The organism is Hungatella hathewayi WAL-18680 (assembly GCF_000235505.1).
Taxonomy (GTDB): Bacteria; Bacillota; Clostridia; order Lachnospirales; family Lachnospiraceae; genus Hungatella_A; species Hungatella_A hathewayi_A.
In genome coordinates this window covers 219,250-241,416 of the sequence record NZ_JH379029.1, presented here as the reverse complement: position 1 = coordinate 241,416, position 22,167 = coordinate 219,250, and the positions used below count along the sequence as shown (strand labels likewise).

The 22,167-nt window shown below is 50.6% G+C and carries 22 protein-coding genes; 10 read left to right on the top strand and 12 right to left on the bottom strand.

Features of this window, described 5'->3' with window-relative positions; genetic code table 11:
• Positions 1-49: 49 nt before the first annotated feature.
• From HMPREF9473_RS21925 to HMPREF9473_RS21905, 5 genes are all read left to right on the top strand, one after another.
• Positions 50-940, top strand: coding sequence for a carbohydrate ABC transporter permease (locus HMPREF9473_RS21925; RefSeq protein ID WP_242830879.1), 891 nt, complete (start codon positions 50-52; stop codon positions 938-940).
• On the top strand, positions 933-1,751 hold the full coding sequence (locus HMPREF9473_RS21920) for a carbohydrate ABC transporter permease (RefSeq protein WP_006782409.1): 819 nt from the start codon (positions 933-935) through the stop codon (positions 1,749-1,751). The genes HMPREF9473_RS21925 and HMPREF9473_RS21920 overlap by 8 nt, the downstream gene beginning before the upstream one ends.
• The gene (locus HMPREF9473_RS21915; protein WP_006782408.1) at positions 1,748-3,094 is read left to right on the top strand and encodes an MATE family efflux transporter; all 1,347 of its coding nucleotides are present in this window, start codon (positions 1,748-1,750) and stop codon (positions 3,092-3,094) included. The genes HMPREF9473_RS21920 and HMPREF9473_RS21915 overlap by 4 nt, the downstream gene beginning before the upstream one ends.
• 146 nt (positions 3,095-3,240) lie before the next feature.
• Positions 3,241-4,275 carry a TRAP transporter substrate-binding protein gene (locus HMPREF9473_RS21910; RefSeq protein WP_006782407.1) on the top strand — a complete coding sequence of 345 codons (1,035 nt, stop codon included), beginning with the start codon at positions 3,241-3,243 and terminating at the stop codon, positions 4,273-4,275.
• A 12-nt stretch (positions 4,276-4,287) separates the two neighbouring features.
• On the top strand, positions 4,288-5,283 hold the full coding sequence (locus HMPREF9473_RS21905; RefSeq protein WP_006782406.1) for a LacI family DNA-binding transcriptional regulator: 996 nt from the start codon (positions 4,288-4,290) through the stop codon (positions 5,281-5,283).
• 60 nt (positions 5,284-5,343) lie between these two features.
• On the opposite strand, the gene HMPREF9473_RS21900 is transcribed toward HMPREF9473_RS21905, so the two are convergent.
• The 12 genes from HMPREF9473_RS21900 to HMPREF9473_RS21845 all read right to left on the bottom strand — a co-directional run bounded on the left by HMPREF9473_RS21900 (position 5,344) and on the right by HMPREF9473_RS21845 (position 16,550).
• The gene (locus HMPREF9473_RS21900; RefSeq protein ID WP_006782405.1) at positions 5,344-6,384 is read right to left on the bottom strand and encodes a M42 family metallopeptidase; all 1,041 of its coding nucleotides are present in this window, start codon (positions 6,382-6,384) and stop codon (positions 5,344-5,346) included.
• A 42-nt stretch (positions 6,385-6,426) separates the two neighbouring features.
• A complete protein-coding gene (locus HMPREF9473_RS21895; RefSeq protein WP_006782404.1) occupies positions 6,427-7,383 on the bottom strand; it encodes an ABC transporter ATP-binding protein in 957 nt (318 codons plus the stop codon).
• Positions 7,380-8,384, bottom strand: a complete 1,005-nt coding sequence (locus tag HMPREF9473_RS21890; protein WP_006782403.1) for an ABC transporter ATP-binding protein — start codon at positions 8,382-8,384, stop codon at positions 7,380-7,382. Before HMPREF9473_RS21890 ends, HMPREF9473_RS21895 begins: the two co-directional genes overlap by 4 nt.
• Before the next feature lie 11 nt (positions 8,385-8,395).
• Positions 8,396-9,235: an ABC transporter permease gene (locus tag HMPREF9473_RS21885; protein ID WP_080568931.1), complete on the bottom strand. Its 840-nt coding sequence runs from the start codon at positions 9,233-9,235 to the stop codon at positions 8,396-8,398.
• 42 nt (positions 9,236-9,277) lie between these two features.
• A complete protein-coding gene (gene nikB / locus HMPREF9473_RS21880) occupies positions 9,278-10,204 on the bottom strand; it encodes a nickel ABC transporter permease (protein WP_006782401.1) in 927 nt (308 codons plus the stop codon).
• A gap of 46 nt (positions 10,205-10,250) precedes the next feature.
• A complete protein-coding gene (locus tag HMPREF9473_RS21875) occupies positions 10,251-11,786 on the bottom strand; it encodes an ABC transporter substrate-binding protein (protein WP_006782400.1) in 1,536 nt (511 codons plus the stop codon).
• Positions 11,787-11,812: 26 nt separating this feature from the next.
• Entirely contained in the window at positions 11,813-12,856 is a 1,044-nt protein-coding gene (locus HMPREF9473_RS21870; RefSeq protein ID WP_006782399.1) for a M42 family metallopeptidase, read from the bottom strand.
• Positions 12,857-13,082: 226 nt separating this feature from the next.
• Complete coding sequence (gene rbr, locus HMPREF9473_RS21865) at positions 13,083-13,619, bottom strand: rubrerythrin (RefSeq protein ID WP_006782398.1); 537 nt, start codon at positions 13,617-13,619, stop codon at positions 13,083-13,085.
• Positions 13,620-13,726: 107 nt separating this feature from the next.
• Positions 13,727-14,269, bottom strand: coding sequence for an NADH peroxidase (locus HMPREF9473_RS21860; RefSeq protein ID WP_006782397.1), 543 nt, complete (start codon positions 14,267-14,269; stop codon positions 13,727-13,729).
• 110 nt (positions 14,270-14,379) lie between these two features.
• Complete coding sequence (locus HMPREF9473_RS21855; RefSeq protein ID WP_006782396.1) at positions 14,380-14,787, bottom strand: Fur family transcriptional regulator; 408 nt, start codon at positions 14,785-14,787, stop codon at positions 14,380-14,382.
• A gap of 84 nt (positions 14,788-14,871) precedes the next feature.
• Positions 14,872-15,810 carry a LysR family transcriptional regulator gene (locus HMPREF9473_RS21850; protein ID WP_006782395.1) on the bottom strand — a complete coding sequence of 313 codons (939 nt, stop codon included), beginning with the start codon at positions 15,808-15,810 and terminating at the stop codon, positions 14,872-14,874.
• A 5-nt stretch (positions 15,811-15,815) separates the two neighbouring features.
• The gene (locus HMPREF9473_RS21845) at positions 15,816-16,550 is read right to left on the bottom strand and encodes a phosphatase (RefSeq protein ID WP_006782394.1); all 735 of its coding nucleotides are present in this window, start codon (positions 16,548-16,550) and stop codon (positions 15,816-15,818) included.
• A 249-nt stretch (positions 16,551-16,799) separates the two neighbouring features.
• On the opposite strand from HMPREF9473_RS21845, the gene HMPREF9473_RS21840 reads away from it, so the two are divergent.
• The 5 genes from HMPREF9473_RS21840 (at position 16,800) to HMPREF9473_RS21820 (ending at position 22,140) form a co-directional block, all read left to right on the top strand.
• Positions 16,800-17,585, top strand: coding sequence for a S1 RNA-binding domain-containing protein (locus HMPREF9473_RS21840; RefSeq protein WP_034860019.1), 786 nt, complete (start codon positions 16,800-16,802; stop codon positions 17,583-17,585).
• Between the two features lie 34 nt (positions 17,586-17,619).
• A complete protein-coding gene (locus HMPREF9473_RS21835) occupies positions 17,620-18,312 on the top strand; it encodes a GTP pyrophosphokinase (RefSeq protein WP_006782392.1) in 693 nt (230 codons plus the stop codon).
• A 45-nt stretch (positions 18,313-18,357) separates the two neighbouring features.
• Positions 18,358-20,160, top strand: a complete 1,803-nt coding sequence (locus HMPREF9473_RS21830) for a glycerophosphodiester phosphodiesterase (protein WP_006782391.1) — start codon at positions 18,358-18,360, stop codon at positions 20,158-20,160.
• Between the two features lie 22 nt (positions 20,161-20,182).
• Positions 20,183-20,638, top strand: a complete 456-nt coding sequence (dtd, locus tag HMPREF9473_RS21825; RefSeq protein WP_006782390.1) for a D-aminoacyl-tRNA deacylase — start codon at positions 20,183-20,185, stop codon at positions 20,636-20,638.
• A 101-nt stretch (positions 20,639-20,739) separates the two neighbouring features.
• Positions 20,740-22,140, top strand: coding sequence for an aminopeptidase (locus HMPREF9473_RS21820; protein ID WP_006782389.1), 1,401 nt, complete (start codon positions 20,740-20,742; stop codon positions 22,138-22,140).
• Positions 22,141-22,167: the final 27 nt, after the last annotated feature.

The window sequence follows — 22,167 nt, the reverse complement described above, 5'->3', positions numbered from 1 at the left end:
TTTTTGTTACTTATCTTTAGGGACTTTTATGGGAGAGGATGTGTGGAGCGTGAAGGGAAAAAAGATGACTGGCGCGATGGAGAAGAAGCTGTTTCCGTATCTGCTGATTGCGCCTAATGCGTTAATTTTTACCATATTTATTGTGGTACCGGCCTGTTTTGGATTTTATTTCTCCTTGACGGAGTGGAAGGGAATTGGGACGCCGGATTTTATCGGTCTGGCCAATTATGTAAAGGCATTTGCGGATGCAAAATTCTGGAGGTCCTTTACCAGAACCTGTATCTATGTGGTGGTTTCTCTGCCGCTAATTATGGCTGTTCCGCTGCTGCTTGCCAATTTGATGGTGAAGGAGATTCGGGGAAGAGGGTTCTTTCGGGCGGCGTTTTACTGGCCGTCGATGATTTCTTTTATTGTGGTTGGTATCTCTTTTAAGTTTATCTTTGGGGACAACACGGGTATCATCAATTATCTGCTGTCGCTGTTTGGAGCGGCGAAGGTGGAGTGGCTGACCAACCAGACCATGGCTATGCTGGTGGTGGTGTTATCCACGGTGTGGTGCCGGTCGGGGTTTTATATGGTAACTTATATCTCAGGGCTTCAGAGTGTTTCCACCTCCTACTATGAGGCAGCAAGAGTGGATGGGGCCAGCGGGATGCAGCAGTTTTTCTATATCACGCTGCCGCTGATTAAACCGACTACATTTCTTGTTATGATTCTGGGGCTGATTGATCTATTTAAGGCCTACGGTCTGGTGATTTCTTTAACGGGAGGCGGACCGGGGACCGCCACGAAATTTGTGGTGCAGTATGTGTATGAGAAGGCGTTTCGGCAGCAGGAGATGGGGTATGCCAGTGCATTATCCATGATTCTTCTGGTGGTTATGGCCTGCTTTACGATTCTGCAGTTTAAGGTGAACAAAGGAGGGCAGGTCGATGCGTAAGAGTAGTCGGATGTTGGTTTATGCGGCATGTGTGGGCTTGTCCCTGTTTTTTCTGTTTCCCATCTTCTGGATAATCCTGTCTTCGTTTAAGAGTGGTTCGGAACTGTTTCGGTTTCCACCGACGCTGTTTCCGGAGGCGCCCACGATTGATAATTTTGTGATGGCTCTGAAGAAGGGAAACTTTGCCCTGTTCTTTAAGAACAGTACAGTGGTTGCTATTTTATCTACGATTGTGACGGTGATCATCAATACCATGGCGGGATATGCATTTGCCAAATATCAGTTTAAAGGGCGGGATATCATCTTTATCTTCTTCATTTCCACGCTGATGCTGCCACTGGAGGTATTGATGATTCCTATCTTCCAGGTGGTGAAATTCCTGGGAATGTACAATACCTTTTTAGGGATTATCATTCCGCCGGCGGCGACTCCGGCCGGTGTGTTTCTGCTGAGACAGTATTTCTTGTCAGTGCCGGATGATTTGATTGAAGCCGCGCGGATTGACGGAGCCAGTGAGGCGGGAATCTTTATCCGGCTGATGCTTCCCATTGCGAAGCCGGCCATGAGCGTGCTGGCCATCTTCTCCTTCATGTGGAGATGGAATGACTTTATGTGGCCGCTGCTTGTTATCCGGGATACGGAGAAATACACGCTGCAGCTGGCATTGTCCAATTTCAACGGACAGTATTCCGTGGACTGGAACAGTCTGATTGCTATGTCGGTGGTCACTATGATTCCGGTGCTGATTGTGTTCCTCATCTTCCAGCGCCAGTTTATCCAGGGAATGGTAACCAGTGGGATGAAGGAATGAAAAAATTTATTTTATCGATTGCGCTGCCCTCCGCTCTTCAGGGGATGATAACAGTAGCTATGAGCTTTATCGACACGCTGATGCTGGGGAGTCTGACGGAGAGTTCCATTGCGGCGGCCTCTCTGGCCAGCCAGCCGGTGTTCGTGTTTACGGTCGTTCACTTCGGGCTGTCCGGGGGAAGCAGTGTGCTGACAGCCCAGTTCTGGGGCAGTAAAGATGTGGAATCGTTAAAGAAGACCATGGGGCTGATGTACCGGATTTCAGCGGTGATTTCCATGGGATTCTTTGGGGTGTGCCAGTTGGCTGGAGCAAGGATTCTGGGAGTTATGTCATCGGACCCTGAGGTGCAGGCCCTGGGCTTGATTTATCTGCACACGGTGTCCTGGGGCTTTCTGTTTCAAGGGGTGACTCTGTGCACCATGGCTGTGCTGAGGTCTGTGCGGACCGTACGGATTGCTGTGGTGACCTCCATGGGGGCCTGTGTGTTCAATGTGGTTGGAAACTATCTGTTGATATATGGGCATGGTGGGTTTCCTGCACTGGGCGTGAGGGGAGCGGCTATTGCCACCATGGCGGCACGTGTGGCGGAATGCCTGATTGGAGTTGGCTATCTGCTGGTCTTTGAGAAGAAAATCAGATTCCGCATCAGCGATTTATGGAAATCCAGTCGGGAGATACGGAAAAAATTTCTGGAAAACAGCGCTCTTGTGATTGCTAATGAGAGTATCTGGTCTCTGGGAATGTCGCTCTTCATGGTAATTATCGGACAACTGGGGACGGCGGCTGTGACGGCATACAGTGTGTCTCAGGTGTTGATTCAGCTGGCGGAAACCTTTGTGTCAGGAATTGGTTATGCGGCGGGAGTGATGAGCGGCAACTTGATTGGAGCCGGAAAGCGGCAGGAAGCGCAGCGGAGTGCGGAGCAGTTTATCCGCATCAGTGTACTGTTGGGTATCGGCGTGGGACTTCTCATCTGGTTCGGCCGGTTCCCCTATCTTGCTGTGTACCGGATATCGGGAGAGACAAAACAACTGGCAGGCCAGATTTTGAAGATTCTGGCGGTGCAGTCATTTTTCCAGACGATTTACTTTGTCAATATGATGGGAACCCTTCGGGGCGGAGGCGATACCCGGTTTGTGTTGTGTACGGATATTTTATTTTTGTGGTGTGTGTCTTTGCCTTTTGGGTATTTATTTGGAATCAGGCTTCAGGCGCCGGTGTGGCTGGTGGTTTTAGCGCTCAAGTCAGAAGGTGTGTTTAAATCATTAATTGCGCTGGCAAGAATTAAAAGAAAGCGGTGGATACATAATCTGACCGTGGAACCATCAAATACGGAACAATAAAGGTGCAAGCGGCTGGTCAGAGAGAGTTCTGGCGGGCCGCTTGCCTGTGTTTTCGGAAAAGGTTCTTGACGAAACCGTTTTCATGAGATATGATGCATTTATAAGAAACCGTTTTCATGGAAGAGATGCAGGAGAGTGAGACAGGAATGAAGAAGAAAAAATGGGCGGTTAGGGTGTTGGCGGCGTTGGGGCTGGGAATGGCGTTGGTACTGGTAAATGGGATACCGGGGGAAATGCAGGGAAAGCGGACACCGGAGGAGACGGTGAAGCTGGTTCTGGCCAACAACCAGCCGGAGGATAACTGTACCACGGCCGCGGTGGAGTGGTTTGCCGGGCAGGTGCGGGAGAAGACAGATGGGCGTGTGGAGATTTCCGTGTATAATGACGGGGAGCTGGGGGATGTGATGTCCTCGCTGGAACAGCTTCAGTATGGGGCGGTTGATATTGTGAAGGCGGACGTTTCCGCCATGTCCAACTATGTGGGGGAGTACCATGCATTTTTGATGCCTTACATTTATCAGGACGATGCCCACTTCTGGAAGGTTCACAGCGGGGAGATTGGAATGGGAATTCTGCGGGGTAAGCAGATGAAGGAACAGAACATGTATGGACTCTGCTACTATGATGGAGGCACCAGATGTTTTTATAATACGAAAAAAGAGATTCACACTCCGAAGGATATGAAGGGAATGCTGGTGAGAATTCAAGAATCCCGGGTGATGATGTCCATGGTGGAGGCGCTGGGGGCGCAGCCGATGATGATTCCCTACTCGGAGGTGTATTCTTCCCTGCAGCCCGGCGGGGTGGATGCGGCGGAAAACTCGATTGTGAATTATCTTGGGCAGTCCCATTATCAGGCAGCTCCTTATTTTGTGGAAGACAACCATACCAGGTCTGCGGATATGCTGGTTATGAGTGAAGAGAGCAGGGAGAAACTGTCAGAGGCGGATTTGGATATCATTGACGAAGTGGCGGAGGAATCCTGTGAGTACCAGAAGAAGCTGTGGGCCGAGGCAGAGCGGCAGGCGCGGAAAACGCTGGAAGAGAAGGGCGTGACGATCACGAAACTGAGCGAAGAAGAAATGCAGGAATTTCGTGAGATATGTGAACCCATCTGGTATTCCTACGATAAGGGAAAGTACAATGACCTGGTTGATAGAATTGTGGCAGCCGGTATGTGAGGAGGTGCAAAAATGGCGGGAATCCGTGATGTGGCAAAATATGCGGGAGTTTCACCAAGTACGGTGTCAAGAGCGCTGTCCGGCGTTGCATTTGTGGAGCCGGAGACGAAGGAAAAAGTATTAAAAGCGGTCAGTGATTTAAATTACAAACCCAGCCTGGCGGCCAGAAGCTTAAAGCGGGGAGGCAGCCGGCTGATTGGTCTCATCATACCGGATATCACCAATCCCTATTTCCCGGAGGCGGTAAAATACATGGAGCTGCGCGCCGCCGAGGCCGGTTATTCCCTGATTCTCTGTGATTCCCTTGGGGATGTGGAGAAGGAGAGGGACTATTTTGAGCGGCTGAAATATCTGTTCGTAGATGGAATTCTCTACATTTCCGCCACGGATTCCGTGGAACATGTAAAACCATATATCGGAGAGATTCCCATGGTGATTGTCAACCGGACATTCGATGTGGATGCTCCATGCTTCAACATTGACAACAGGGAAGCCGCAGGCCAGGCGATGAAATACCTTATCCAAAACGGCCACGAAAAGATTGCTCTGTATAGTAATGACAAGAACCGGCAGTATAATCAGGAACGTCTGGAGGGCTGTATGGAGGCGTGGAGTCAATATCATCAGGAACATAACCTGACGGTCATCCGGGATGTCACGTCGGAGGAGGATGCCTGCCAGAGAACCATGGAGTTGATGAAGAGCCCTGACCGGCCAACCGCTGTTTTCCTGTTCAGTGATTCCATGGCGGATGGAGTGTACAGCGGAATCAGAAAAAGCGGTCTGACAATTCCCAATGACATCTCCGTGGTAGGTTTTGACGATATTCCCCACGTGAAATATTTAAACCCGCCCCTGACCACGGTACGCCATTCCCTGCCAGAGGCATCCAAAGCCATTTTTGACTGCCTGTTATCCCAGGTGACGACCCAGACCTGCGCCCCCCACAGCAGCGTTTATCTGAAAGGGCAGCTGATAGAGAGGGAATCAGTGCGGAAGCTGATATAATACAAAATCTCCCATGGAAGCCAGTTATACTAGGTTTCCATGGGAGATTTTTCGTTCCTGTTAGATATCCAACACGTAAGCCACCAACAGCTTCGCCGTATTGTTCAACCCATCAATATGGGTCCGCTCCATGCCGTGGCTGCAGTAGCAGGCCATGCCGATGGCGGCGGCGTAGACGTTGTTGCCGGCCTTTAAGGCGGCGCTGGCGTCGGTGCCGTAGCGGTAGAAGATGTCCACGGCGTAATCGCAGCCGGCCTTCTTGGCCTGGTTGATGATTCTTGTGGTGAGTCCTCTGTCGTAAGGAGAGTGGAAATCCTTACAGCAAATGCTGACGGCGTGCTCATTGCCATTGTAGTCCGGGCCGATGAGACCGATGTCTACGGCTACGAACTCTTCCACCTCAGGCGGAAGATAAGCGCCGCCGTGGCCAATCTCCTCGTAATGAGGGAAGGCCAGAAGGGTCCGGTATTTCGGTTTCAGCTTCTGCTCCGTCATGTATTTCAGCATGCCGAAGATGGAAGCCACAGCAGCCTTGTCATCTAGAAAACGGGACTTGATAAAGCCTTTCTCCGTGTACTGGAATCTCGGCTCCACATAGATGATATCGCCGTGCTGGATGCCCAGCGCCTCCACCTCGGCTTTGGTGGAAACCTCCTCGTCCAGCCGGATAAGCATGGTGTTCTCATCACGCTCCAGGCTCCTGGCGTCCTCAAATACATGGGTGGAATGGGACTGGCAGGCGAAGAGGCCGCTGTATTTCCGGCCGTCTCTTGTGACAACCCATACCGTTTCCCCCTCCAGGCTGGTGTAGGATAACCCGCCCAGGTTCCGGATACGGATGCTGCCGTCGTCGTCAATCCGGCGGACCATCATCCCTAAGGTATCCAGGTGCCCACCAATCAGCACGGTTTTGGAATTGTCTTCCCCCTCCATGGTAATGTAGGGCGTATGCTTTCTGTCATAAGTCACCTGATATCCGAACATGGCGGCATATTTCTCCACCACCGGATTCACTTCCTCATAATAGCTGACGGGGCTGGGCGCATTGATGAGCTCTTCCAGACAGTCCCTTAAGAACTGGTTATCAATTATATATTCCATAAGTCAGATTGCTCCCGATTATAAATTTAATTGTAATGCCTCCTAAAAATCCTTGCTGAAATGGCAGGACACAAAATGTCCGTTCTCCGTCTCCTGCAACTCCGGTGATTCCGAGAAACAACAGTCCTTTGCGTACTCACACCGCGGTGCGAACCGGCAGCCCGGCTTCGGATCGATGGGGGAGGTAATCTCGCCCTTCAACAGAATCCTGTCCTTCTTGGCTCCCAGACGCGGCACCGGAATGGCCGATAACAGCGCTTTGGTATAAGGATGGGTGGGATGGGCAAACAGCTGCTCCGCAGGAGCGTGCTCCACCACCTTTCCCAGATACATCACCATAATCTCGTCGGAGAAATAATTGACTACCGACAGGTCATGGGTGATAAAGATATAGGTCAGTCCCAGCTCCTTCTGAAGTTTTTTCAGTAGGTTCAAGATCTGTGCCTGAATGGACACGTCCAGCGCCGACACCGGCTCGTCGCAGACGATGAATTTTGGATTCATGGCCAGCGCCCTTGCAATTCCGATACGCTGCCGCCGTCCGCCATCCAGCTCGTGAGGATAGGTGTTGGTGAGACGCTCGGAGAGGCCCACCAGTTCCATCAGCTCCAGCACCCGCTTTTCCTGGTCCTGTTTGTTCTTATATACTTTATGAAGACGCAGCGGTTCCGCAATGATCTCGCTGACCGTCTTTCGCGGGTTTAACGATGCAAACGGGTCCTGGAAGATAATCTGCATGTCGGAGCGCAGTCCCCGCATTTCCTGTGAGGAAAGTTTTGTGATATCTCTTCCCTCAAAGATGACCTCGCCGCTGGTCGGCTCATGAAGCCGCAGGATGGCACGGCCCGTGGTGGACTTGCCACAGCCGGATTCTCCAACCACGCCAAGGGTCTTTCCCTTTTCCAGACGGAAGCTGACATCATCAACAGCGTGAAGCACTCCGTTTGGCGTATCAAAATATTTCTTTAAATTCTTTACTTCCAATAAGACTTCACTCATGAGTTGTCACCTCCTAACGTCACTCCGGTGCCTTCCTCGTAAGCCAGACAGGATACGGTGTGGGTGTCGGATAATTCGGTTCTTCCCGGAATCCTGGACTTGCAGATATCCTGGCAGTATTTGCACCGTGGGTGGAACGGACATCCGGATGGAAGGTTGGTTGGGTCCGGCATCAGTCCCGGAATCGGTTTCAACTCCTCCGAACGTTTCTCGATGTCCGGAAGGGAACCAAACAGTCCCTCCGTGTAAGGATGGCTGGTGTGATTAAAGATATCCTCCAGCGTCCCGTGCTCCACGATATGTCCGGCATACATGATGCTCACTTCGTCACAGACCTCAGCCACGATACCTAAATCATGGGTAATCATCAGCATGGAGGTGCCGTATTTCTCTCTCAATTTCTGCATCAAATCCAGCACCTGTGCCTGGATGGTCACATCCAGAGCGGTGGTCGGCTCATCGGCGATAAGCAGATGAGGATTGCAGGCCAGCGCCATGGCGATGATAACACGCTGCTTCATGCCGCCGGAAAACTGGTGGGGATATTCCCCGCTTCGGTTTCCTGGGATACCAACCAGTTCTAACATCTCTTTGGCTTTCGTCATGGATGCCTTCTTGTCCGTATTTTCATGGAGCTGGATAACCTCGGCAATCTGCTCCCCGACGGTGACCACTGGATTTAAGGAGGTCATAGGGTCCTGGAATATCATGGACACCTTGTCGCCACGGATGGTCTCCATCTCTTTCTCACTGTATGAGAAAATATCTTTGCCCTCCAGGGTAATGCTTCCACCGGTAATCTCTCCCGGAGGATTGGGTACCAGGCGGAGGATGGACAAAGCCGTGGTTGTCTTACCGGCTCCGGTCTCGCCCACCAGCCCCAGGGTTTTCCCCTTTTTGATGGCTAAATCAATGCCGTTGACCGCATTGACAACACCATCCGAGGTTTTGTATTTAATTTCCAAATTTTTAATTTCAACGGTATAGTTTGATTCTGTCATGATCCGGCCTCCTACTGTTTCAGTCTCGGGTCAAGCGCATCGCGGAGACCATCGCCCAGCAGGTTTAATGCCAGGATGGTAATAACGATTGCCAGTCCGGGGAATAACGTCAGATGAATGGCGTCCCTTAAATAGTTACGGCCGCCGGATAACATGGCGCCCCACTCCGGTGACGGAGGCTGCACGCCAAGTCCGATAAAGCTCAGTGATGCGGTGGACAGGATAGCACCTGCCACAGCCAGCGTTGCCTGTACAATGATGGGAGCCATACAGTTTGGCAGAATCTCGCGGAAAATGATGGTGACGCTGTTCGCGCCGATGGCCCTGGAGGATTCTACAAACTCCTGGTCCTTCACACTCATCACGGCCGCCCGGACGATTCGGGCAAAGCTTGGCATACCGGAGATACCGATGGCCAGCATCACGTTGAACAAGCTGGTACCCAGGGCCGCCACGATGGTGATAGCCAGCAGAATACTGGGCACAGCCAGGAAAATGTCCATGATACGCATGATGATATTGTCCACTTTGCCGCCATAGAAGCCTGCAAAAGCGCCGAGTGATCCGCCGATAATCAGGGATACGGACACGGAGATGATTCCCACTACCAGAGAGACTCTGGAACCGTGAACCAGACGGGCGAAGATATCGCGGCCGAATTCATCCGTTCCAAACCAGTGAGCCGCGCTTGGCCCCTGGAGGCGCTCCGCAATGTTCTGGGTGACAACTTTTGTATCGTAATCAGCGATTACATCGGCAAAAATTGCTGCCAGAACCAGGATGATAAGAATGGCAAGACCAAGCATAGCCATCTTGTTCCGAACCAGACGCTGCCAGATTTCGGCAGCCATGCTGCGTTTTTTGTTTTGTTCTTTACTCACGTTGTCACCTCCTTATTTATATTTTGATTTGATTCTCGGGTCTATGTATGCGTACAGGATATCCACCGCCAGATTCACAATACTAAAGCAGATGGAGAAAATGATGACGCAGCCGAGAACCGCGTTTGTATCCTGGGCCTTGATGCTGTTGACAAGATAGGTGCCAATACCGGGCCAGGAGAACACGGCCTCCGTCAGCACGGCGCCTCCAAGCAGGGAGCCGAACTGCAGGCCGATAACCGTTACCACGGGAATCAGCGCATTCTTGAGTGCATGCTTGTAAATAACATTTTTGCTGTTTACGCCCTTGGCCTTCGCCGTACGGATATAATCCTGGCGGATAACTTCCAGCATGGACGAACGGGTTGTTCTCGTAATATTGGCCATGCAGCCGGTACCCAGGGTAATGACTGGCAGCACCAGAGCTCTCCAGCCCTCGGAACCGCCTGAGGGGAACCAGCGCAGATGCAGGGAAAATCCAATAATCAGCATAAGTCCCAGCCAGAAGTTAGGCGTTGCAACTCCCAAAAGGGCAAACACCATGCTGGCGCTGTCCATAAAGGAATACTGCTTCGTTGCTGAGATAATACCGATGGGAATGGACAGCACGATTGCAAATACCATGCCCCAGAAGGCCAGCTTTAACGTGTCAGGGAACCGGGACATCACTTCATTGAATACCGGCCGTCCTGACTTATAAGATGTTCCTAAATCACCCTGAACCAAGTTCCCCATGTAGCGCACATAGCGCACTAACACGGGGTCATTGAGTCCTAATTCTTCATTCAGAGCTTCAATTGCTTCCATAGGAGCGTTGTCACCGAGAATGGTTCTGGCCGTATCACCGGGGGCCAGAGACATAATGAAGAAAACCAGGAAGGAAACACCTAATATAACGGGAATCAGCATAAGAAGACGCTTTAAAACATATTTATGCAAGGTTATATCCTCCTTTTAATCAGTTGTTCTGGTTATAAACTTCATTTTAGTAGTGTAAGGTATAAAAATCATGCATGTCGATTGGTGACGGCACAACTCCCTGTAAATCCTTGTTGTGAGCCATTAAACCGGTTGGGGAGTATAACGGTACCCAGACAGCGTCATCGGACAGAGTCTGTAAAACAGTCTGGTAATCTTTTGCTACGGCATCTTTGTCACGGTTGATTGCCGCGTCATCCACTAAAGCATCAACCTCAGGGTTACGGTAGAAGGAACGGTTACCGCCGGCGCCTGCATTGACGCTGGTGAACAGTGGACGGTAGGTGTTGTCAGGCTCTGCGTTGGCAACCCATCCTGCCATACAGGAGTCATGCTCGCCGTTGCCGGTCTTTTCATAGAAGGTGGAAGCCTCCATCTGCTCGATTTTCATGGTAATGCCAAGCTCGGCCAAGTTAGCCTGGATGACTGTTGCACTTCTTGCACGAACGTCACCGGTTAAGTAGCAGTTGAAGGTGAAACCTTCCTGGATGCCAGCTTCCGCCAGAAGTTCTTTTGCTTTTTCAGGACTATATTCATATTTGGTTACCGTGTCATAATAACCGATGGCAGCAGAACCAATATAGTTATCGAAAGTAGTTCCCTCGCCATTGATGGCGGCAACTAAAATATCATCTTTGTTGATCGCATAGCTTAATGCCTGTCTGACTTTCACATCATCAAATGGCGCTTTATCTGCGTTTACACAGAAATATTCCACCTGTGTGTTGGTGTATTCTTCCAGTTTCAGTTTATCATTACTTCTAATCTTGTCAGCGTCATTGGTAGGCACACGAAGCAGTAAATCCACCTCGCCGTTTTCCAGAGCGATGGTGCTTGCAGACTCCTCAGAGATAATCTTGAACACCAGCTTGTCGTTCTGGGCAGCGCGCTCCGGGTCAAAGTAGTCTTCATTCTTAACTAACGTATAGGAAGCTCCCGGAACCCACTCTTCGAATTTGTAAGGACCAGTTCCCATAGGAGCGTCCTCAATTTTCTTGCCGGCGGCCAGCTGCTCTTCCACATAGGCTTTGTTAAGAATAGCACAGCCGGAGTGGTTCAGAGAAGAGATTAACGCGTTGGAAGGAGTATTCAGGTGAATGATAAAGTGAGTGTCATCTACTACTTCCACAGAGTCAATCATGGATACCAGATGTCCGACTCTGGAGGATTCTTTCTGGGACTCCAGAGAATATTTCACATCCTCGGAGGTCAGTACGGAACCGTTCTGGAACTTCACACCTTCTTTTAAGGTGAAGGCTACGGTGGTGTCATCCGTATATTCCCAGGAGTCTGCCAGGTCGCCTACGAATTCATTGTTCTCTGTCAGGCGGACAAGGTTGTTGTAGATATGTCTTGTGGCGGTGGCAGAGATACTGTCGTTGTGGCTATGGGGGTCAAACGAGGATATATCTGATTTTACCGCGATGGTAATGGTACCCTTGGAGTCAGTGCCTCCTGATGTCTTTGAGCTGCTTCCACAGCCGGTTAACAGACTGGCTGCCATTGCGCCTGCCAGTAACACGCTTAATAATTTCTTTTTCATGTTATGTTTCTCCTTTTCCTATTTTCCTAATTGTTTTGTAACACAAATGCCGCGATTAACTGGGCTGTCTGCATCACCCCTTTGATGTGGGTTCTTTCCATTCCGTGGGAAGAGAAGGTTCCCATACCGAATGCCGCGGCCTGGATGTTGTTGCCGGCGCGCACGGCAGCGCTTGCATCGGTCCCATACTTGTAGAATACATCTTCTACATAGTCAATTCCGGCTTCTCTGGCGCATGTCACCAGCCGGTCGGTCAGCTCTCTGTCATAGGGCGAGAAATTGTCCTTGACACAGATAGACACCGTCTGCTCGGTTCCTGAGTGGTCCGGTCCGATGACAGCGATGTCCACGGCAATGTATTCACTGACTTCCTCCGGCACGTAGGAGCCCCCATGTCCAATCTCCTCGTAGTGCGGGAATGCAAACCAGGTGTTGCAGGCCGGTGTCAGGTTCTGTTCCTTCAAATACTTGAGAACAGCCAGCGCACAGGCGACGCATGCTTTGTCGTCGATAAAGCGGGATTTGATAAATCCCTTCTCCGTAATGGTGAACCGCGGCTCGATGGAGATGATATCGCCGTTCTCGATGCCCAGGGCTTTGACGTCCTCCTTGGAGTGAACGTCCTCGTCCAGGATAATCATCATGGTGTTTTCGTCTCTTGTCAGGGTCCTTGCATCGTCAAAGACGTGGACGGAGTGGGACTGGCAGGCCACCAGACCTGTGTAGCGTTTCCCGTCCCGGGTATGTACGACCACCGTTTCCCCTTCGATGTTGTTAAAGTTGATGCCTCCCAGGTTGCGCACCCGAATCATGCCGTCGGAATCGATGCGGCGGACTATCAGTCCCAGGGTGTCAAGATGCGCCCCGATACAGATGGTCTTCCCGGTGTCTTTTCCGGGAACCTTGATGTAACCAGTCCGTTTGCGGTCAAAGGTGACCTCGTAGCCTAACTCGTGGGCAAATCTCTCCAGCAGCGGATTAATTTCCTCATAATAGCTAACCGGGCTTGGGGTATCAATCAGCGCTTTCATGACCGCCAGGAGATAGTCCTGGTCCAGTTTTACTCCCATATGAAACCTCCCGTTTTATTTTCTTGGCCTAAAAAAATGTATAATACAACCAATTTTACTATTTTAATATATTTTTCAAATAAAATCTACGCCAAATGACAAAAAGAATCAAATAACTGAAAAAAATTGGAAGCGGTGGTCACAAAAAAGGCAGGAACGTAAATGTTCCCGCCTTTTCTGTGACGTTTTTTGAATTTTATAGTTCCAATGACAGTTACAATGGTGATTAGTAGTTCTCTACTTTGCGCTCAAAGTATGCTTTTGGATGTGCGCAGCATGGGCATACATCCGGCGCTTCGTCGCCCTCGTGGATGTATCCGCAGTTGCGGCATTTCCAGCCTAAAGGTGCATCGGTCTTGAAGGTTTTGCCAGTCTTTAAGCTCTCCAACAGTTTGCGGTAACGTCTCTCATGTGCAGCCTCAACCTTGGCAACCAGCTCAAATTTCACAGCCAGCTCCTCGAAGCCCTCTTCTCTGGCTTCTCTGGCCATGCGTGCATACATGTCAGTCCACTCAAAGTTCTCACCCTGGGCGGCATCTTCCAGATTCTCGTCAGGTGTTCCAATGCCGTGGAATTCCTTGAACCACATCTTTGCATGCTCTTTCTCCTGGTCAGCGGTCTCCAGATATAAAGCGGCCATCTGCTCATAGCCGGCTTTCTTTGCAACAGATGCATAATAGGTATACTTGTTGCGTGCCTGGGACTCCCCTGCGAAAGCGTCCATAAGATTCTTCTCTGTTTTTGTTCCTGCGTACTTTGACATAACATAACCTCCATCTTTTTTGTGATATTCTTGACCCATGACTCTTTATAAAGCAGGACGCAGCTTTGTATTTATGCTGCGCCCTGATGTATCAGTTCCTGTATGGTTTAGCCGAAGTATCTCTTTAACAGACCCTCGAATGCTCTGCCGTGACGAGCCTCGTCTCTGGCCATCTCATGTACGGTGTCATGAATAGCGTCAAGGTTAGCGGCCTTCGCACGTTTTGCAAGGTCGAACTTACCAGCGGTAGCGCCGTTCTCAGCTGCAACTCTTAACTCCAGGTTCTTCTTGGTGCTGTTGGTTACGCACTCGCCAAGTAACTCAGCGAACTTGGATGCATGCTCTGCCTCCTCGTAAGCAGCTTTCTCATAGTAAAGACCAATCTCAGGATAGCCTTCTCTGTGAGCAACTCTTGCCATTGCTAAGTACATACCAACCTCAGAGCACTCGCCCTCGAAGTTTGCTCTTAAATCCATCATGATGTCCTCGCTGGAACCCTGAGCAACACCAACTACGTGCTCAGCTGCCCATGTCAGCTCGCCCTTCTGCTCCTCGAACTTGGAAGCCGGAACCTTACATACTGGACAGAACTCTGGTGGAGTATCTCCCTCGTGAACATAACCGCATACTGTACAAACCCATTTTTTCATAATGATATTCTCCTTTTCTTTTATAATTATTTTTGTGAATATTCTTGGTTAACAATAATAGTAATTGTTACTGATATTAATTTAGCACATCTGATTCTGATTGTCAATACTTAATGATTAAATTTTTTTGAATTTGTTTTCAGGCACTGATTGCAGGTTCCATAGAAATAGGTAATATGGCTGTCAATCTCCCCATCGCAGTACTCCTGGGCCGCCTGATTCATGGAGTCTAATGTCTCCATAGGTAAATCGAGAACCTCTCCGCAGCTTCTGCACACGAAATGGTAGTGGGGGGTGGTATCCGCATCGAAGCGGTCAGCGCCTTCACCGCAGCTCAGCTTGCGCACCTCGCCCAATTCCACCAGAAGGTTCAAATTGCGATAAACCGTTCCAAGACTGATGTTTGGATATTCCTCCCGGATACTCATATATAAGGTATCGGCGGTAGGGTGGTCGTGGCGGTTCATCAGACAGGTCTTGATGGATTCCCGTTGTCGACTGTACTTTAGTGTCTTCATAGCAACTCCTTTTTCGATAACAATAATCGTTACTATTTTATTCTAACATCGATACAGTCCCGTGTCAAGCGGGAATTTCCTATATTATATGGTCTCTTTAGCGATATTTATGAATTCTTTTGTAGCCCGGGACATATAATGTCCTTTGTGGTAGCCAATCGCCAGCACGGAATGGGCCTTTGGATAGTTCAGCGAGTAGAAATTCAGGCCGCCATGTTCCGCTGCCAGATTCTGAAGAGGTGTGTGGCTGGAGATAAACATCTTGGGATAGAAGGTGATGCCCATGCCTTTGGCGGCCAGGGCCATGACCGTCTCAATGTTTTCCGTCTCCAGGATGATGTTGGGCGTAAACTGCGCCTCCTCAAACATCTCATCCGCCAGGGTGCGCACCCGGTTGCCGGGATTGATGAGCAGAAACGGACATTCTTTTAATAGGGAAAGGTCCGTGTCCCTGGTGAGCCGCTGCCTGATTTCCGACAGCCTGCCGGGAAATGCTTTCTCCAGCACGGAGTCGGGAACTACCAGCAGAATCTCCTCCTCGCAGATGGGAACGGTCTCGATATTCTCCACCTTAAAGGGCAGAAGGCCGATAATCAAATCCACATCGCCGTGAAGCAGGTCCGCGTCCAGCTCCGAGGAGTTTCCCTCTTTTAAATGCAGCTGGATACCGGGAAAACGCTCCTTGTAGACGGGAAGTATCTCCGGCAGTATTTTGCAGCCCCTGGTGTGGGATACGCCGATGGTCAGCTGTCCCTTGGAGAAATCCTTGATGTCCGCAATCTCCTGGCAGGTCTCCTCCCGAAGGTCCAGAATGGCCCTGGCCTTTGCGCGGAGCGCCTGACCCGCGTAGGTAAGGGTCAGAGGGGAGGTGCGGTGAAACAGCTCCACATCAAACTCCTTCTCCAAATTGGAGATGTGATTGCTGAGGGACTGCTGGGAGATATAGAGCCGTTTGGCGGCCCTGGTAAAGTTAAGCTCCTCGGCGGCCACCAGAAAATACTCCAGATTCAGAAAGTTAATCATGGCGTTTACTCCCCGCTTATGTAGGTACCGAGAACCGGAATATAAGGAACCAGCTTCTCGATGGAAGTGTTGACAATCAGCTCCTCCGGAAATGCAAGCTCCTCCAGCATGGCATGGGCCAGCCTGTGGTCTCCGACACTGCTGGAAATATGGGCGTCGCTGTCGATGATGATGGGAACCTGGTACTGTCTGCACAGCTCCAGCATTTTCTCATAATTTTTTCTGGCTCCCGGTCTTGGACTCTTTGGGTGGAGGGACGATGAATTGACCTCCAGCAGAGTATGGTGTTCTTTGGCCGCCGCCACGATGGTGTCGTAATCGCAGGGAAAGCGGTCGTCGTCCGGGTGGCCGATGATGTTGATATGAGGATTTTCGATGGCTCCCAGATAGGCGGCCGTGTTCTGGGCCACAGTGCCGGAATCGTAGCATGGCTCGTGGAGACTGGCGATTGTATAGTCCAGCTTCTCTAAATAGAAGGGACTCAAGTCCACGTGCCCCTCGTAGTCGATGATGTTCAGCTCACTTCCCATCAGCAGATGGAGGCCGTACAAGTCTCTCGGTATCACTTTGAAATTAATAAAATAAAAGGCGTCACAGCTTCCCGGCATATTGGGAGCGTGGTCGCTGCAGCCGAAAACCCTGACCCCTTTTTCCGCCGCAGAACTGGCCATCTCGTAGAGGGTATTATATGCATGCCCGCTGGCAATGGTATGTGTGTGAATATCGATAATATCGTTCATGGTGTTCCTTCCTGTTGCAATAAATTTGTTCGTATATCGTCTGAAATGTCGGTATTATCTTCAATATAACACATTTTTATAAAGAAAACTATAAAAATGTAGGAAAAACAGTAGGTAGAATCGGAAATTTATAGTATAATGTCAATAATGAATCTTAATATCGGGAGGAGAAAGAATATGAGCGAAGAAACAAGACAGGAAACAATGGAAGCTGTGACGGAGCCGGAGACAGCAGCGGCTGTGGAGCCGATGGCAGAGGAGACTGTGGCGGCAGAGCCGGAGACAGTAGCAGAGGAAACTGTGGCGGCGGAGCCGGAAGTGGCAGAGTCTATGGACGATTATGCTGACGAACTGGAAGCCTCGTTCAAGGAGTTTGATGAGAAACGCAGCAGAACCTATGTGGAGGATGAATCCCCTGACGCTGAAAAATGGCAGGAGCTGCGGCAGATGCTGGACGAGAAGACCATCATCAAGGTAAAGGTGAAAGAGATTGTGAAGGGCGGAGCTATCGCCTACGTTGACGAGATGAAGGCATTTATTCCGGCATCCCAGTTGTCCTTAAGCTATGTGGAGAACTTGGAGGAGTTTGTGGGCCAGTATCTGGAAGTGCGTGTGATTACCACGGACCCGGAGGCCAAGCGTCTGGTGCTTTCCGCCAGAGATATCTTGAAGGAGCGCCAGGAAGCGGAGAAGAGCAAAGCGCTTGAGAGCTACAAGGCCGGCGATATCGTGGAGGGTACCGTGGACAGTATCAAACCTTACGGAGCCTTTGTCAATCTGGACGGCGGCGTATCGGGACTGCTTCACATTTCCCAGATAAGCACCCAGAGAATCAAACATCCAAGCGTTGTGCTGAAGGAAGGCCAGAAGATTAAGGTGAAAGTCCTTTCCGTGGCCGACGGCAAAATCAGTCTCAGCATGAGAGTGCTGGAGGAGGCGAAAGCCGAGGCCGACGAGCATATCGATTTTGACTACAAGGGTGACGGGGCCATCTCCACAGGACTTGGAGACCTGCTGAAAGGTTTGAAATTATAGTGTTTTATCCAGTAAGTTTAAGGAGGGATAGCTTATGATGAATATCCCCAAAAGTTATGACCAGATAGACCAGTGGACATCACTGATGTTTTTGTACAGTTCCGCCTTGAAGGAGATTAATGTTAAGATTGAGATACTGAACAACGAGTTTGTTCATATCTATAACTATAATCCCATTGAGCATGTAAAATCCAGGCTCAAGACGCCGGACAGTATTGTAAAGAAGTTAAAAAGGTACAACTATGACGTGACTATGGAGAATATGACGGAGAAGCTGAGCGATATCGCCGGCATCCGGATTATCTGCTCCTTTACTTCGGATATCTATCAGATTGCGGATATGATATCCAGGCAGAGTGACGTCACGGTGCTGTATGTGAAGGATTATATCAAGAATCCGAAACCCAATGGCTATAAGAGTTACCACATGGTGGTGACGATTCCCATCTATCTGTCGGACGGACCGGTGGAGACCAAGGTGGAGATTCAGATTCGGACGGTAGCCATGGACTTCTGGGCAAGCCTGGAGCATAAGATATACTATAAGTTCGAAGGCCATGCGCCCGCATATCTGCAGAAGGAATTGAAGGCCTGCGCGGATGTGGTGGATATGCTGGATGCGAAGATGTATTCGCTGAATGAGGCCATTCTGGAGTTGAGCCAGGACGGCCAGGAGGAAGAGGAGGCGCCAGAGCCGGCGCCTTCGAACATCCGGGAAAAGACATAAGTAAGTCCAGGCAGCGGATGACAGCGGCCTGGAAAGGTGGAACTGATGAAGACATTGACAAAAGAAACCTATCAGATGATAAAATTGAATCTGAAGAATCTGCTTATCTTCGAGGTCGTCTACCGGCTGATAACCGGTTCGGTCTTTTTGCAGGCTGTGAACTATGGCCTCAGGTTTTCCCTTCGGATGGCTGGATACAGTTATCTGACTATGGGAAACCTGGGGCATTTTCTCATAAAACCCTGGACAATACTGGTGATACTGGGCATTACCCTGGTTGGTCTCCTGCTGATGATGATTGAGGCGGGGGGCTTAATTGCCGCCTATTCAAGCGCGGCCTATTCCCTGCGCCTGAGTCCGGTGGACATCCTCCTGGAGGGCGTGGGAAACCTGGTGGACGAGATAAAGAAGAGAAATGTCAAGCTGTTTGGCGTTGTCTTTATCGAGATAGTTCTGATTAATTCTTACTATTTATATCGGATCTTAAGCCATGTGAAGCCCCTGGATTTCATGATGAAGACCATGCTGGGTGAGGGCTGGGTGAGAGTGCTTTTGTTGGTGGTGGCCATTGTGTTTATTGTGATTGCCATTCCTTCCACCTTTGCGCCCCATGGGTGCATGATTGAGCGGAAATCCTTCCGGGACAGCATGAACTTGAGCCGGGATTTGCTGGCTGGCAGACGGAAGCTGGCGGTGCCCCAGTTTGTGTTATACCAGGTGTTTCTGGTGCTGGGGCTGATAGGGTGTTACCTGCTGTGCATGGTGTTTGCCGGCGTGTTTGTGGTGACATTTGTGGATAAGGCGCTGGAATTTGCCTTTCTGATGGAGGCGGGGGCCAGGATTGAGTGGGCGCTGCTGTTTATCGCAAGTATCGTGTCCGGCGTGGTGTATTTCGCGTCGGTGACGGTATGGTATTACCAGATGCACAACCGGGTAAGGCATGAGGCCAGATGGGATTTCAACTACGGGCAGGACCGGGCGCTGAGCCGGAAGAATGGTGTTATCGTGGTGGCTGTTCTGGGGATTGCCAGCGGTGTGTGCCTGTTTGACACGGCTTATAACGGAAACATTTTCACAAAGGCGGTTGTGGTGGAGACGGAGATAACGGCCCACCGGGGCAGCTCTAAGACGGCGCCGGAGAATACCCTGGAAGCGCTGGCGGCCGCTGTGGAGGAGATGGCGGACCGGGTGGAGATTGACGTGCAGGAGACTGCTGACGGGCTGGTGGTGTTAAGCCATGACTCCACGCTGAAACGGACGGCGGGAGTGAACAAGAGAACTGCGGATTTGACCTATGACGAGCTATTGCACCTGGATGTGGGGAGCTGGTTTTCCAAAGAGTTTGAGGGGACGAGGATTCCCACGCTGGAGGCGGTGATGGATTACGCCAAAGGGAAAATTGATTTGAATATCGAGATTAAGAATCTGGGTAATGCCAGCGGTCTGCCGGAGAAGGTGCTGGAGCTTGTCAATGACCATGAGATGCAGGAACAGTGTGTCATTACCTCCACCAACTTAAATTATCTGCGGCGGATTAAGGAATTGCAGCCGGAAATCAGGACGGGGTACATCCTGTCGGCGGCTTATGGAGAGTACTATAACAATGAAGATATCGATTTTATCAGTATCCGCTCCAACTTTGTGACGGAGAGTATGATGGAGAAATGCCATGAAGCCGGTAAGACGGTCCATGCGTGGACGGTGAACAGCAAGGATGAGATGGAGCGGCTGCGGGTGCTGGGAGTGGATAACGTGATCACGGACTATCCGGTCCGGGCCAGGGAGGTTCTGTACCGGGAGGATGTGACGGAGAGTCTTCTGGAATACCTGCGGGTGCTGTTAAAATAGAGGTGTTAGATGGAGGTTGAATATGAAGGTTGTATTGCAGGTGGTATCCAGGGCCAGTGTATCGGTGGATGGAGAGGTGGTTGGCGCCATCGGAAAGGGATTTTTGCTGTTGCTGGGAGTGGCGGATAGTGATACCATACAGATAGCGGACAAGATGGTGGATAAAATCTGCAAGCTGAGAATCTTTCATGATGAGAATGGGAAGACCAATCTGTCCCTGGCGGATGTGGGTGGCGAGCTGCTGGTGATCAGCCAGTTTACGTTGTATGCGGACTGTAAGAAGGGGAACCGGCCCAGCTTTATCCGGGCGGGAAAGCCGGATAAGGCGGAGCAGCTTTATGAACATGTGACTGAGCGGTGCCGGATGTATGTGCCGAAGGTGGAGCATGGAATCTTTGGGGCGGATATGAAGGTGGAGCTGGTGAATGACGGGCCGTTTACGCTGGCGCTCGACAGTGAGGAACTGGGATTTCAGTAAATGGCCGTGACAGTAAAGTGACCGTCAAATGGCAGTCATAAGAAGCGGTTAAAGGAAATAGGGTTAAGAAAACGAGATAAGAGAAAAGGAGAACAAAAGACATGGAACAGTTGACAGGAAAAGAGTTACAGGAAAAATTGACATGGAAATTTCCTCATATCGGGCAGAAGGCGCCGGAGCAGGTAGCGGAAGCGGCGGCATTTTGCGAGGGGTATAAGGAATTTCTGGACAGAGGCAAGACGGAGCGGGAGTGTGTCAACGCGGCAGTTGAGATGCTTAAGAAGGCCGGTTATGTGGAATTTGAACCTGGGAAACGTTATCAGCCGGGGGATAAGGTGTACATGAACAACCGGGGGAAGGCGGTTATCGCCACTACATACGGAACGAAACCGGTGGCGGAGGGAGTGCGCATCAACGGCGCCCATATCGATTCCCCGCGCCTTGATTTGAAGCCGAATCCACTGTATGAGAAGAGCGAGATTGCATTTTTCAAGACCCACTACTATGGCGGTATCCGCAAGTACCAGTGGGGGACGATTCCGCTGGCCATGCATGGTGTGGTGATTAAGAAAGATGGGGAGATGGTGGAGATTAACCTGGGCGAGAAGCCGGGGGACCCGGTGTTCTGTGTGACGGATTTGCTGCCACATCTGTCCGGGGAGCAGAATAAGAGAGAACTTCATGAGGGACTGAAGGGCGAGGAACTGAATATTGTGGTTGGCTCCGTGCCTTATGTGGATGAGGAAGAGTTGAAGGAGCCGGTGAAGCTGCTGGCGTTAAAGCTGCTGTATGAGCAGTATGGCATCACGGAAGGTGATTTCATGCGGGCGGAGATCGAGATGGTGCCGGCTCATAAGGCCAGCGACGTGGGACTGGACCGCAGTCTGGTGGGAGCTTACGGACAGGACGACCGTGTCTGCGCTTACACGGCGCTGATGGCAGAGATCGAGATGGTGAATCCGGCTTATACCACGGTGACCATTCTGACGGACAAAGAGGAGATTGGCTCGGTGGGAAATACGGGGCTCAATTCCAATTATGTTGGAGATTATATCACATATCTGGCTGAGGCGGAGGATGCGGACCCGAAGCAGGTGTTTCGGAATTCCGTGTGTCTGTCTTCGGATGTGAATGCGGCGTTTGACCCCACATTCCCGGCAGTGTACGATACGTATAATTCCTGCTATGTGAACAAGGGGTGTGTGCTGACGAAGTATACCGGCGCCAGAGGAAAGTCCGGTTCCAGCGACGCGGGAGCGGAATTGATGGCGAAGGTGATTAAGGTGATGGAGGATGCAGGCGTGTACTGGCAGATTGGGGAGCTGGGAGCCGTGGATGCGGGCGGCGGCGGAACCATCGCACAGTATGTGGCGCATCTGAATATTGACGTGGTGGATTTGGGCGTGCCGATTCTGTCCATGCATGCGCCGTTTGAGCTGGCGTCCAAACTGGATGTGTACAATACTTATAAGGCATTCCGTGCGTTTTATACTGCGGTATAATATGGGAAAACCCTGAAATTTTTCTTA

Coding starts and splice junctions, on each gene's coding strand:
- HMPREF9473_RS21920 (WP_006782409.1), top strand. CDS start 933: ATGCGTAAGAGTAGTCGGATGTTGGTTTATGCGGCATGTGTGGGCTTG.
- HMPREF9473_RS21915 (WP_006782408.1), top strand. CDS start 1,748: ATGAAAAAATTTATTTTATCGATTGCGCTGCCCTCCGCTCTTCAGGGG.
- HMPREF9473_RS21910 (WP_006782407.1), top strand. CDS start 3,241: ATGAAGAAGAAAAAATGGGCGGTTAGGGTGTTGGCGGCGTTGGGGCTG.
- HMPREF9473_RS21905 (WP_006782406.1), top strand. CDS start 4,288: ATGGCGGGAATCCGTGATGTGGCAAAATATGCGGGAGTTTCACCAAGT.
- HMPREF9473_RS21900 (WP_006782405.1), bottom strand. CDS start 6,384: ATGGAATATATAATTGATAACCAGTTCTTAAGGGACTGTCTGGAAGAG.
- HMPREF9473_RS21895 (WP_006782404.1), bottom strand. CDS start 7,383: ATGAGTGAAGTCTTATTGGAAGTAAAGAATTTAAAGAAATATTTTGAT.
- HMPREF9473_RS21890 (WP_006782403.1), bottom strand. CDS start 8,384: ATGACAGAATCAAACTATACCGTTGAAATTAAAAATTTGGAAATTAAA.
- HMPREF9473_RS21885 (WP_080568931.1), bottom strand. CDS start 9,235: ATGGCTGCCGAAATCTGGCAGCGTCTGGTTCGGAACAAGATGGCTATG.
- HMPREF9473_RS21875 (WP_006782400.1), bottom strand. CDS start 11,786: ATGAAAAAGAAATTATTAAGCGTGTTACTGGCAGGCGCAATGGCAGCC.
- HMPREF9473_RS21870 (WP_006782399.1), bottom strand. CDS start 12,856: ATGGGAGTAAAACTGGACCAGGACTATCTCCTGGCGGTCATGAAAGCG.
- rbr (WP_006782398.1), bottom strand. CDS start 13,619: ATGTCAAAGTACGCAGGAACAAAAACAGAGAAGAATCTTATGGACGCT.
- HMPREF9473_RS21860 (WP_006782397.1), bottom strand. CDS start 14,269: ATGAAAAAATGGGTTTGTACAGTATGCGGTTATGTTCACGAGGGAGAT.
- HMPREF9473_RS21855 (WP_006782396.1), bottom strand. CDS start 14,787: ATGAAGACACTAAAGTACAGTCGACAACGGGAATCCATCAAGACCTGT.
- HMPREF9473_RS21850 (WP_006782395.1), bottom strand. CDS start 15,810: ATGATTAACTTTCTGAATCTGGAGTATTTTCTGGTGGCCGCCGAGGAG.
- HMPREF9473_RS21845 (WP_006782394.1), bottom strand. CDS start 16,550: ATGAACGATATTATCGATATTCACACACATACCATTGCCAGCGGGCAT.
- HMPREF9473_RS21840 (WP_034860019.1), top strand. CDS start 16,800: ATGGCAGAGGAGACTGTGGCGGCAGAGCCGGAGACAGTAGCAGAGGAA.
- HMPREF9473_RS21835 (WP_006782392.1), top strand. CDS start 17,620: ATGATGAATATCCCCAAAAGTTATGACCAGATAGACCAGTGGACATCA.
- HMPREF9473_RS21830 (WP_006782391.1), top strand. CDS start 18,358: ATGAAGACATTGACAAAAGAAACCTATCAGATGATAAAATTGAATCTG.
- dtd (WP_006782390.1), top strand. CDS start 20,183: ATGAAGGTTGTATTGCAGGTGGTATCCAGGGCCAGTGTATCGGTGGAT.
- HMPREF9473_RS21820 (WP_006782389.1), top strand. CDS start 20,740: ATGGAACAGTTGACAGGAAAAGAGTTACAGGAAAAATTGACATGGAAA.